At 46.1% G+C, this 11,785-nt stretch carries 11 protein-coding genes; 2 read left to right on the top strand and 9 right to left on the bottom strand.

The window, feature by feature from the left end; genetic code table 11:
- Window positions 1–143: 143 nt before the first annotated feature.
- From pyk to AC1XTG_RS15705, 6 genes are read right to left on the bottom strand one after another with little or no spacing between them, the layout of a single operon-like run.
- Window positions 144–1,583: a pyruvate kinase gene (gene pyk, locus AC1XTG_RS15730; RefSeq protein ID WP_056291883.1), complete on the bottom strand. Its 1,440-nt coding sequence runs from the start codon at window positions 1,581–1,583 to the stop codon at window positions 144–146.
- A gap of 26 nt (window positions 1,584–1,609) precedes the next feature.
- Entirely contained in the window at window positions 1,610–4,105 is a 2,496-nt protein-coding gene (gene priA, locus AC1XTG_RS15725; protein WP_484842597.1) for a replication restart helicase PriA, read from the bottom strand.
- 25 nt (window positions 4,106–4,130) lie between these two features.
- The gene (locus AC1XTG_RS15720; protein ID WP_056291886.1) at window positions 4,131–4,430 is read right to left on the bottom strand and encodes a type II toxin-antitoxin system RelE/ParE family toxin; all 300 of its coding nucleotides are present in this window, start codon (window positions 4,428–4,430) and stop codon (window positions 4,131–4,133) included.
- On the bottom strand, window positions 4,421–4,651 hold the full coding sequence (locus AC1XTG_RS15715; RefSeq protein ID WP_056291890.1) for a hypothetical protein: 231 nt from the start codon (window positions 4,649–4,651) through the stop codon (window positions 4,421–4,423). Before AC1XTG_RS15715 ends, AC1XTG_RS15720 begins: the two co-directional genes overlap by 10 nt.
- 40 nt (window positions 4,652–4,691) lie before the next feature.
- Window positions 4,692–5,285 (bottom strand): aminotransferase class IV, encoded by a 594-nt coding sequence (locus AC1XTG_RS15710; RefSeq protein ID WP_056291893.1) that lies wholly within the window; start codon window positions 5,283–5,285, stop codon window positions 4,692–4,694.
- On the bottom strand, window positions 5,272–6,342 hold the full coding sequence (locus AC1XTG_RS15705) for an aminodeoxychorismate synthase component I (RefSeq protein ID WP_082489400.1): 1,071 nt from the start codon (window positions 6,340–6,342) through the stop codon (window positions 5,272–5,274). The genes AC1XTG_RS15710 and AC1XTG_RS15705 overlap by 14 nt, the downstream gene beginning before the upstream one ends.
- 72 nt (window positions 6,343–6,414) lie before the next feature.
- Between AC1XTG_RS15705 and AC1XTG_RS15700 the strand changes: the two genes are divergently transcribed.
- Entirely contained in the window at window positions 6,415–7,422 is a 1,008-nt protein-coding gene (locus AC1XTG_RS15700; RefSeq protein WP_484842599.1) for a YpdA family putative bacillithiol disulfide reductase, read from the top strand.
- A 53-nt stretch (window positions 7,423–7,475) separates the two neighbouring features.
- Here AC1XTG_RS15700 and AC1XTG_RS15695 read toward each other — a convergent pair whose 3' ends face one another.
- Window positions 7,476–8,603 carry a WD40/YVTN/BNR-like repeat-containing protein gene (locus AC1XTG_RS15695; RefSeq protein ID WP_484842596.1) on the bottom strand — a complete coding sequence of 376 codons (1,128 nt, stop codon included), beginning with the start codon at window positions 8,601–8,603 and terminating at the stop codon, window positions 7,476–7,478.
- A gap of 80 nt (window positions 8,604–8,683) precedes the next feature.
- Between AC1XTG_RS15695 and AC1XTG_RS15690 the strand changes: the two genes are divergently transcribed.
- Window positions 8,684–8,986 (top strand): YtxH domain-containing protein, encoded by a 303-nt coding sequence (locus AC1XTG_RS15690; RefSeq protein WP_056291895.1) that lies wholly within the window; start codon window positions 8,684–8,686, stop codon window positions 8,984–8,986.
- A gap of 59 nt (window positions 8,987–9,045) precedes the next feature.
- On the opposite strand, the gene AC1XTG_RS15685 is transcribed toward AC1XTG_RS15690, so the two are convergent.
- Together AC1XTG_RS15685 and dnaG are read right to left on the bottom strand one after the other, a co-directional pair.
- The gene (locus tag AC1XTG_RS15685) at window positions 9,046–9,594 is read right to left on the bottom strand and encodes a DUF4136 domain-containing protein (protein ID WP_484842595.1); all 549 of its coding nucleotides are present in this window, start codon (window positions 9,592–9,594) and stop codon (window positions 9,046–9,048) included.
- A gap of 18 nt (window positions 9,595–9,612) precedes the next feature.
- The gene (dnaG, locus tag AC1XTG_RS15680; protein ID WP_056291904.1) at window positions 9,613–11,607 is read right to left on the bottom strand and encodes a DNA primase; all 1,995 of its coding nucleotides are present in this window, start codon (window positions 11,605–11,607) and stop codon (window positions 9,613–9,615) included.
- Window positions 11,608–11,785: the final 178 nt, after the last annotated feature.

Here is an 11,785-nt window from a genome sequence, read left to right as displayed (position 1 = left end):
CTGCGTTCGCCGAACATAACTTTCTTCTGTTTCCATATCGATGCGTTTTTTCTGTATCGATATTTCAGGACGAGACAGGGTGTAAAAACAAAAAGAGACTGCCAGTTAAGACAGCCTCTTCCTTATTATCTGTTCAACTTATATTATTCTACTACGCTCAACTTCACTGTATTCGTCTTGCGCTGTCTCGAAACCGGCATGCTCAGGGTATTGATAAATACATCTCCTTTTTGCAATTCGCCCTTTTCTACCAGGAATGTCTTGATATCCTCGATCAAATCGTCAGTTGAAACGCCCTGGTCGCGGTCGTAATAATACACTTTGGTACCCCAATACAATGCGAGCTGGTTCATCAATACTTTATTGGAAGTAAAAATGATAAGGCTGGCTTTTGGACGGTGGTGTGAAAGACGGAAAGATGTATAACCTGACCGTGTAATCCCGATAATAGCGCTTGCCTGGGTATCACGGGCAAGGCGGCACGCGCTCATTACTACATTGTCATTCAGCTTGTACGTGCCAGGACTTTCGTTCACAAATGCGTGGTGCCTGAAATAAATGCTGTTTGTAGATGCTTCCACGCGCTCAATGGTGCGTGTCATGCTTTCAACGGCGAGGATCGGATATTTACCGGAAGCTGTTTCAGCACTTAGCATTACAGCATCAGCTCCATCCAGTACCGAGTTTGCTACGTCGTTCAGCTCGGCACGTGTCGCACGAGGACTGTCGATCATACTTTCCAGCATTTGTGTTGCAACGATAACAGGCTTTCCTGCTTTGTTACATTTATCAACGATCATTTTCTGGATCATCGGTACCTCTTCGGCAGGAAGTTCAACCCCCAGGTCACCGCGGGCCACCATGATGCCGTCAGTAGCTTCGATAATCTCGTCGATATTAACGATCGCTTCCGGTTTTTCGATCTTCGCGATCAACCGCGCTGTTTTGCCTTTATTGGCAATGTATTCTTTCACTTTCAGGATCTCAGCAGCCGTACGTACGAACGACAATGCTACCCATTCCACGTCATGTTCAAGACCGAAGTCAAGATCTTCGTAATCCTTGGTAGTTACCGAAGGCATTGAAACCCTTGTATTAGGAAGGTTAACCCCTTTTTTAGATTTCAGATAACCACCGTAAATAACTTCCGTAACTACGTCAGAACCGTCAATGCCTGTTACGAGCACTTCCAGCTTGCCGTCGTCCATCAGAATACGGTCGCCGATTTTTACATCATTATACATTCCGTCGTAAGGAGTACTCACCTTTTCAGCGGTTCCTAATACTTCGGTATTGGAAAGGATCAACTTATTTCCAGGCTCAATCAGAACTCCGTCTTTTTCGGCCACAAGCCCGATACGGATTTTTGGTCCTTGCAAATCCTGCAATACCGCAAGGTTCAATCCATATTCTTCATTGATCTCCCGGATTGTGTTAAGTCTTGCAAGGTGGTCGGCGTGGGTACCGTGAGAGAAATTCAGACGAAATACGTTTACTCCGGCTTTTGCTAATGCGTATAAAGTTTCTTTAGATTCTGAGGCCGGACCTACTGTCGCAACAATTCTGGTTTTTTTGGAAGACATACGGGATTTGCAGTAAGAAATGATTTTTATAAACAGTCCACGTCAATAACGACCTGAATGCTTTTCAAAGTTTTGTCGGTCAAAATGTCAATAACTTTTTCCTGTATAAATGACTTTGCCGCCTTAAAATTAATCTTTTCTCGCTCAAGTTTAATGAGAATGTCGAACAAAAACAGATTTCTTACTCTTTCTACGAGCGGCGGCTGAGGTCCTAAAACGCGGCTTAAACCCAGATTTTCAACCAGCTTCGCAGCCAGTACATGGGCTGCCTTGTTGGCAGTAGCCTCATCGATGTGCTTTACCGTGACTTTAATAAGCCGCGTAAATGGCGGATAGCTGTACTTTTCACGCTCAATGATCTCGGACTCGTACATTCCGATATAGTCATTTTCAATAATTCTTTCAAGCAGCTTTTGTGCCGGATTGGCGGTCTGGATCAGCACTTTGCCCGGCTTATCTGCCCTCCTGCCCGCGCGCCCGCTTACCTGCGTCAACATTTGAAAGGCGCGTTCGGAAGCGCGGAACTCGGGAAAATGGATAATGCGATCGGCATCAAAAATACCGACTACACTTACATTGTCGAAGTCAAGTCCCTTGCTGACCATCTGCGTTCCGACCAGTATGTCGATCCCGCCCTCTTCAAACTCCTGAATGATCTGCTGGTATGCATTCTTCGCCCGCGTAGTATCCAGGTCCATGCGCTGCACCCTGGCTTCGGGGAACATCAGATTAATCTCCTCCTCGATTTTCTCGGTACCATAACCCATTGTTTTCACCTTCGTCGAGCCGCAGTTCGGACAAGTGCGCGGTACTTCTTCTTTATGTCCGCAATAATGGCAGCGCAGCTCCCTGGCTTTCATATGATAAGTCAGGCTTACGTCACAATTCGCGCATTCGGAGATCCAGTTGCATTCTTCGCATTGCATATAAGGCGAGTACCCTCTCCGGTTTTGGAAAAGAATGGTTTGTTCCTTGTGGTTCAGGTTATGCTGCAGCTGATCGATCAGGACGGATGAAAATTCATTTTTCATCTTTTTCATCTTCTTTTCCTTCTTGATATCGATCAGCTCGAAGGTAGGCAAAGCGGCATTTCCAAAGCGTTGCTTCATTTCCACTAAACCGTACCTACCGCTTTTGGCATGATAATAACTTTCCAGTGAGGGAGTTGCGGATCCCAGCAACGTTTTGCCTTTGTGCATGTAAGACATAATCACGGCTACATCCCGTGCATTGTAGCGGGGCGCAGGATCGTGCTGCTTGTACGAGGATTCGTGCTCTTCATCGACAATAATCAATCCAAGATTATCAAAAGGCAGAAAAATCGCCGAGCGTACACCGACGACAAACTGGAACTTTCCATCGAGTATCCCTTTCCAGACTTCCACCCGTTCATTATCGGAAAATTTGGAGTGGTAAATGCCCATTACATCGCCAAAAACCTTCCGCAGCCTTACTACGATCTGTGTGGTCAATGCAATTTCGGGTAAAAGAAAAAGTACCTGCGAGCCGCCTTCCAGTACCTGCCTGATCTGGTCAATGTACACTTCCGTTTTCCCGCTGCCCGTAATGCCGTGGAGCAGGACTACTTCCTTTGTTTTAAAATGCTCCTGAATCTCAGCTGCTGCGAGTTTCTGGGTTTCTGTTAAAGAAATATTGACTGTATTGCCAGCCGGAATATCGTCAAAGCGGGAAATGAAGATTTCAAACTGCTCAAAAATGCCCCGCTTGATCAATGTATTCAAAGACGAAGCAGATACACTTTCATCACCGCCAAAAACAGATTTATCCAACCCTTTTTGATTAAGATCTGGATTATTATAAACGGGAATGTGGCTGAGGTATTTAAGTAAAATATCCTGCTGCTTCGGGCTTTTTTCAAGTGAAGCTGCAAGTGCCGAAAGCGACTCGTTGGTGAGATAGGCATTTGTGAGCCTGATCTTCTTCACCACTTTCGGCTTGTACCGTTCTTTTACTTCCTCGTAAAGGATAACGGCGCGTTTGCCAACAAGCGACTTGATAATCGCCGTGATATTGGACTTCTGCAAAAGCCGTTCTACCTCTTCATACGACAGTGTCTGGTGCTTTTTTATTTCCTCAACAACCAACAGCTCCTGTTCAGTGAGCAGATCTTCGTAGTCAAATTCAGGGTTAATCTGAATGCGCGACTGACTTGTAATTTTCAATCCGGCCGGCAAAGCCACATTCAGTACCTCTCCAATGTTACACAGGTAATATTCGGCTACCCATTTGAAAAGTTCAAGCTGGTGACTGGTGATAATGGGCTGCTCATCCAGTAATTCGAGAATGTATTTGGCCTGGTATTTGGCTGGGGGCGTGCTGTGTATGTGAGCGATTACTGCGGTAATGACCCTTTTTTTTCCAAACTGGACTATCACCCGCGCTCCCACCTTAACCAATCCCGCCATTTCCCTCGGCACCCGATACGTAAAAAGAGCAGGTACCGGAACCGGCAAAATTAAATCAGTAAAAAGGGTGGTTTCTTCCTCAAAAAAGGAGGTCATATTGTGCAACGAAAAAAATAAAAGGCTAAAAGATTCGCTTCCTTCTGGGATGCTGACGAGTGTCAAATATCGCCAGTAGCAGAATATGCGTGTCAGTAGCTTTGTAAATCAGAAGATTGTGTTTGGTAATTACAGCTTCTCGGATTTGCCTCTTTTTAGAAACTAATCGAAAAATCTCGGGATGCTCTGCGACTATCTTGATAATCTTTTCTGTTCTTTTAACAAATGTTCTGATCACCTGTTCGTCCCAGCTTTCTTCAAGATATGCTATTACATTTTGGAAGTTGTCAAGCGCTCGTGGGGACCAAATGATTTTTAAAGCCATTTTGCAAATGTCTCACGTGCTTTCTCGTGGGGTATTCCCTCTCCTCTTTCAATTTGCCTCAGCGACTCGTCTACATCCTGAATGACTTGCTCCGGAAGGTCGGACCATTCATTTTCATGATCAAATTGTCGGAATATGGATTTGACAGCGTCAATTACGTTTTCATCTTCTGTATCCAGAAGCCTTTTCGCCAACTCGATTTTATCAGTTTGTAAGTCCATAACTCAAATTTACAATTTTGTAAGCAGGAAAGAAATGCCCTCAGTCAATCAGCTTCGTATCAATCTCCGGCGCCGTTTCCCAATTGATCATTGCATTGAAAAGCCTGACGGTATTGTAGCTGAAAATGTCAGTTTCTGAAATTTCGCGCTCGCGGATAATCCCCTGATCGAGCAAATACGCCCGTTTCGTGCCGGGCAGCAGGCAGGTGGTTGGCGTAAACCAATCTTTCCCGTCGCTGAATGCCACATTGTAATAATACGCATCAGTTACCCAGCCATTTTTGATGATCAGGATTTCGTCAGATTCTTTCCGTTGCGCAAAAAGCGTGTTCAGCTCCTCACGTTTGTCGTACTTATAGCTGTAATCAACCGTGTCGCTGTAAACGCGCCTGATGCTTTTGACCGTTCGCAGCGTTTGCGGCTCCCATTTGATATTGTCGATTTCTTTCGAGTAAGCCAGCCTGCATTTGTGCATTTCGTCACTTACAGTTTCCGGTATTTCAAGCATTTCTGCAAGATTCCAGTGATCGGTATATCCCCAAAGTTTTTTCCGGGTTTTATTAAGCCGGGCTTCGTGATAGGCCAGATTCTTGAGTTTTCGGTTCTCAACACAGATCGTTTCAATACACAACATGCGGCACAGATTTAAATGGAAGGTACACTTTGTCTACCAATTCCTGGTACTCACTTTTTGCATTGCTTAATGCAGTTATCCCGCCACCGCTTTTAAATACGAGCTTCCCTTTCTGCTCCTCAATAAAGCGGATCATTACCGCACTTTCAAAGTTCTGGCCGTCGAAATAGCCCATTACGCCTGTATAATAGCCTCTGTCATAGCCTTCTGCTTCTTCGATGATCTGTAAAGTACTGGGTTTGGGAGCTCCTGTTACAGAACCAGCTGGCAGCAATTTGAATAATAAGTCTCCGTAATTTCCATTGAAATCTTCGGGTAAAATGCCCGCTATTTCTGAGCTTACCTGCAGCAATGCACTGTCGTAAGCCTGTACCTTATCAATGTACCGGTAACGTTCCACCCAAACCTTATCGGCAACCATACTCAGGTCATTCCTGATCAGGTCCACAATCGTTGCGTGTTCAGCTGCTTCTTTATGATCGGATAAAATTACCTGCGCTGCATTCTCCACCGACGCGTCGATGGTACCTTTCATAGGAAACGACGAAATCCTGTTGCCGGAAACTTTCACGAAAATCTCAGGCGAAAAGCAGACAAACTGGTCTTTCAGCCAGAAACGGTAAGGCGCCTGGCTATTTTCAAAAATTTCCAGCAAGCTGAGATTGGTCTCTACCGGCGTTTGAACCGAAAGATTCAGTAAAAACGAGTTACCTGCGCGGATGTTCTTTATAACGTGCTCAAACCTGGCTTCGTAAGCTTCAAAAGCTACAGGAAACTTTTGGAAGTAAAACTCCGGCGACGCCCCCAGGCTTTGCGACGCCACGTGATTCGAGAATCCATTCAGGTCAAACCGTACTTCTGCCGCATTGATATCCTCCTGCTTCCAAGCAAGTGGTTTTCTCATTTTGTAATCCACAAGAAATACAAAAGGAGTTCCGGCTCTGCCCCACGCATTAAGCTGATCAATAAAAGTCTGGATGCTGTCTGCCAATTTGAAAGGGATATATGCAGATTTAACTGCAAGCGAATTTACAAAGTTCAGAAACCAATCTACCATTTAGCTGGTTAAATTGACGAACCACTTACCTGGTCAATTCGCCCGGTTTTACCAAAAAACATGCTTGAAGTAATGCACATTTACGACGTAATTGTCATCGGAGGCGGTCCCTGCGGACTCGCAATGGGAGTCGAGCTCGCGAAAAGCGGAATGGATTACCTGATCCTGGAAAAAGGCAACCTGACGGAATCAATCAGAAGGTACCCGCGGAGAATGCGCTTCTTTTCCACAGCTGAAAACATTGAGATTGGCGGGATACCGTTCGCGATTTCCGAGGTAAAGGCTAACCGGAACGAAGCATTGCAATATTACCGGAAGGTAGCGGGTTACTATAAGCTTAATTTCAAGTTGTTTATCGATGTAGATCGTTCTGAAAAGCAAGCTGATGGTACTTTTCTGACTTACTCCAACGATGGGCAGGTATTTCAGTCGAAGAATGTGGTACTGGCGACGGGCTACTTTGATGTGCCGCGCATGCTGAATGTACCAGGCGAAGATCTGCCGCACGTATCCCATTATTACGACGAACCTTTCAAATATTCATACACCAATGTAGTGCTGGTAGGTGGCTCCAATTCTTCTGTTGAAGCCGCGCTTGAACTTTATCGCCACGACGCACACGTCACAATTGTCCATAAAGAGGCCGATTTCAGGACAAAAGTGAAGTATTGGCTTGTGCCGGATGTAAAAAACCGTGTGAAAGAAGGGAAGATACATACGCGCTTCAACAGCATAACAGAAGCGATTGAGCCTGGCCGAATGCTGATCCGAAATCTGGAAACGGGTGAAACCGAGTGGCTGCCTGCGGATTTCGCTTTCTTGCTGGTAGGTTACCTGCCCGATGAACACTTACTGACGCGCTGTGGCGTGGTGCTCAATCCCGTCACGAAAGTACCCACCTTTGATTCGGATACATTTGAAACCAATGTTCCCGGCTTATACCTGTGCGGGACGGTTATGGCGGGGGTATTTACCGAAAAGGTATTTATCGAGAACGGACGTGAACATGCGGCGGCAATCGCTGATCATTTGGCTGGCCGGGAAGTACGGAAAGTGAAAGAACTGATTGACCGGATCTGAGCTTTTTTATGCCACGAATGCACGAACCGTCGTTGCCCCGGTGGTCACGAATTTCACTCCTCAACCAAAACCAGCTTGCGTTTTGTCTTTTTGAAAGAAAGCTTGTCGATTTTTCCGATCAGCCCGTTGGCTCCTACTGCATAACCCACGTTTCCTGCAAAGCTGACTGCGTGAAAACCTTCTTTGCCCAAAAACCGCCAGCTTTTGCCGCGGTCGATGGAATAGCTGCTCCCTGACGGGCCAGTTGCCACCAATGCATAATCGTCAGACCGCAATTCGGTCTCTCCTGTCCAGATCGCGTCTGTTTTCTGGTAAATGGCCACACATTCCTTCAACCCGGCTGGATTGGTCATTTTTGATAACTCCCAGGTAACCCCGCCGTCTTTCGTGAGCAATACATTTCGGGTGGAGTCGGTGGTACGTTTGTAATCGCCGCCTACTGCAATCCCATTTTTCTTTGACCAAAACCTTAAACCGAAAATGCCACTGGTTGGTCCGGCCGGCAATGGCGTGGAAGAAACCTGCCAGGTACGCCCGAAATCCTCAGACCTGAAAAAGCGCGCCATTTTAGATCCCCCTGTTCCGATATAAGCATTGCTTTTTCCAAATGCGAGCAAAGAGGTACCGCTTGCCGCAAAGCACGCTTCGCCAGGTTCTGCCGCAGGCCGACTTTCCAGTGGCTGCTCCACCCAGCTTTTACCACCATCCTCGGTAGTCAGAATAAACAGTTTTCCATTGATCGGATCTCCGAGACAAATGCCTCTGTTTTTATCCCAAAAGTCGATTCCATCCAGAAAAACCCCATTTTGTGTAGTTTGGTACACAAGGCTCCAGCTCTCTCCGCCATCGTCGGTCCGGTACATTCTGGCTTTGTCCTTCTCGGATTCGCCGGCGCTCATCGCGATCAATGTATTCTTGTTAATGGCATGCACATCGCGAAAATCAAGCGAGTCGGCGCCGGGTACTTTGAAAGTTATCCAGGTCTTTCCGCCATTCACGGTTTTCAGAATTGTGCCTTTTGTACCGCCAATCCAGCAAATAGAAGGCGAAACCGCGTGGACAGCGCGCATGTGAGTAGTAGCTTTGATATCAATGATATTCCATTGCGCAGATGCGGGCTGGACAAGGAACAGCGGATTGAGCATCAAAAGTGCTCTCAGGATCAGCAAGGGGGCTTTCAAGATAGGAATGGGAGAAATTGGCACAGTATTTTTACTACACTCAGTTCTAAGCTTTTATTATCACAAAATAGGAAATTCGTATGAACAAGAATCAAAAATTTCTCGTAGGCGCTCTTGGTGCATTGATTTCAGGCATTGCAATTGGCCTTCTGGTTGCTCCGAAAAATGGTAAAGATGCCCGCAAGTTGCTCAAAAACAAAGCTTATGGCTTGGGCGACAACGCGAAAGACAAATACGAAAAAAGCCTTGAAGAATTATCCGTTTTGGCCGACAAACTGAAAGAAGGTTTTCTGAAAAATGTAAGCTCAGTAAAAGATAAAGCAGGTTCTGTTGCCGATAACGTCAATGACAAAGTCCGCAATGTGGTTAACAACAATGCATAATACTCCTATATTGAGATATTCAAAGGCAGCTTCGTAGGAAGCTGCCTTTTTTGTGTCTGCTACTTCGGGATCTTCTGCAAGAGTTCGGCAATAGCCTGGTTCACATCTTCCGTGAAGTTCTTGCTTTTGGAAGGTATAATGCCCGATACACCGCCTTGCCACACCATTCTGTTATTGTTTGCATCTACGAGGTCAATCATGAGCGTTCCTTCGCGGTATTTCCCGACAACTACCTCCTCACTCTTCCAAGAATAGCGGCGCTGCCCCATATACCTCGGTAAACCTTCTGTCCGGAAATCCGTTTGCCTGGTCTGCACCTTCTCTTTCACATCCAATGCGATGTTGATTTTCAAATTAGCATCCCGTGCTTCGTCCAGGCCTTTTGCCTGCAAGTTCTGCGCAACAGCAGCTTTGATGATCCCGACATTCTTCTCAAAATTTTCAGGCATCGTATCACCTGTGGCCTCTATCTCGTAAAAACCGAATGTGGCATAGTCCGATAGCCGGAAATTGTCTTCCTGCTCCGGTTTAAGGATTTTATAGGAACTGCTGCATCCCGCCAGCAGCAGAATTGGCAGTCCCCAAAATGCAAAAATGATCTTTTTCATTGTTGCTCCATTGTTAAGTTATCCAATCACACTCCCCAGCTCCTTGGCCGCCGCCATGCTGATCCCTTTGTAAAACATAAACTCACTCATCACGCTATTCTGCTCGTCTTCAGATTTCGCGTGAAGCGCCTGATTCAAACAAACCTTCATTTTCTCCTCGATAAAGGCCTTTTTCAGCCGGAGAATATTTATAAAAGCAGTTTTATCCAAAACGTCAGCCTCGAATGGAACATATATCTCGTATTTTTCTGACCATAGCTCGCTCAGCTCATATTTGCTGGTGAGCCAGCCGATCGTCAGGTTCCTGATCTCGGATTCGTGATGGTTCAGGAAGTAGTCGGTGGGCGGGACATAATTGCGGTTCAGATTTTCTCTAAAAAGCGTCAGCAGGTGTTGAAACACCGCATCTTTGAAGTCAATACCTTCAATTTCGCCCAAAACATACTGGCAAACTGTAATGGTAGGTTCCAGCTCTTTTGTGCCAAACAAAACCAGCAACCGCGTAAATGCCTCTTCCTGGTAGTACAGCTTGCTTTTTTGAGGCGGCTCGTAGGTTTGTGCCGGCTCGGGCTCGAATATATCCTCCTCGGTAAAGGTAAACCCGTCTGAAAAGCTGCCCAGGTCAGAAGGACCTTCCGGCGCTGCTTTCTGCTGTGAAAAACCTCTATCCGGCTTTTTCTGCGTCTGCTGCTTTCTAACCAGCTTATTACCTTCCGAAATAAGCATTTGTTCATCCACATTCATCATTTCTGATGTGCGGTGAAAAAATACCTGTCTTTTAATCGCGTCAGGTATCTTGACGATGCTACTCACCACCTCGCCGATTACAGCCGCAAGGCGGAAGGGATCATTGCCCGCATCTTGCAATAAAACCTCCGTTTTGAAGGTGATAAAGTCTTTCGAGGCTTTTTTGAGATAAGTTTTAAATGCTTCCGCACCTACTTTCCTGACGTAGCTGTCGGGATCGTCTCCATCGGGAAAGAGGACGATATTTACATTCAAACCTTCCTCCAAAACAAGGTCCAAACCTCTCAATGCCGCCTTGATACCCGCAATATCGCCATCGTAAAGAATGGTAACATTAGGCGTAAACCTGCCGATCAGCCTGATTTGCTCAATGGTGAGCGAAGTACCGGAAGATGCAACAACATTCTCGATCCCGGCCTGATGCAGTGAAATTACGTCGGTATAACCTTCTACGAGATAACAATGGTCGAGCTGGCGGATTGCATTCTTGGCCTGAAAGATCCCGTAGAGTACATCGCTTTTGTGATAAACAGCGGTTTCGGGAGAGTTAAGGTATTTGGGCTGATTTGCCTTTTGCCCGCTTTCCGATTTCAGGATACGTGCGCCAAATGCGATTACCTTGCCACCTACGTGGTGGATCGGGAAAATGACGCGCCCCCTGAACCTGTCGTAACCGCCGCCGCTGCTGCCTTCTCGCGGAATCAGCAAGCCCGCTTTTTCCAGTATTTCTGTTGAATATCCTTTTGCAAGTGCCTCTTTGGAAAATGCATCCCAGGTATCCAGACTATATCCCAGCTCAAATTTCTGCCGGATTTCATTGCTGAAACCACGTTCGCGAAAATAGCTGAGCCCTACTGCCTGCCCTTCATCCGAATGCTGGAGCTGGTGCTGGTAGAAATTCTTGGCGAAATTGAGGATAATGTAAAGGCTCTCGCGCTCATTCTGACGGAGGGTCTCTTCGTCCGTCATTTCCTCCTCCTCAATCTCAATATTGTATTTATTGGCCAGGTAACGCAATGCTTCTCCGTAGCCAACATTGTCAACATCCATCACGAACTTAATGGAGTCCCCCGCGGCGCCGCAGCCGAAGCATTTATAAATCTGCCTGACCGGGTTTACATTAAATGAGGGCGTTTTTTCATTATGGAAAGGACAGCAAGCCGAGTAGTTTGCGCCTTTCTTTTTCAGGGATACAAAATCCCCTACTACCTCGACAATGTCGGCGGCCAGCTTGATCCGCTCTACGGTTTCGGGATTGATCCTCATTTTTGTAATCGATTAAGTGTAAGTAACCTGTTCTGCTCACAGGGAGTGAAATATACTTACATAACACATTTGTAAGAAAAATTAGTTACACGAATGTAATCAGGTGGCAACCTATGGGCAATATTTGAATATTATTTGCGTAAATTTGAAGTCTAAAACGGGGTTTGACAAAATTCTT

The organism is Dyadobacter sp. HNCC25DJ183 (assembly GCF_056895175.1).
The sequence above is the reverse complement of the archived record's forward strand: the minus strand, read 5'-3'. Positions and strand labels throughout refer to the sequence as shown.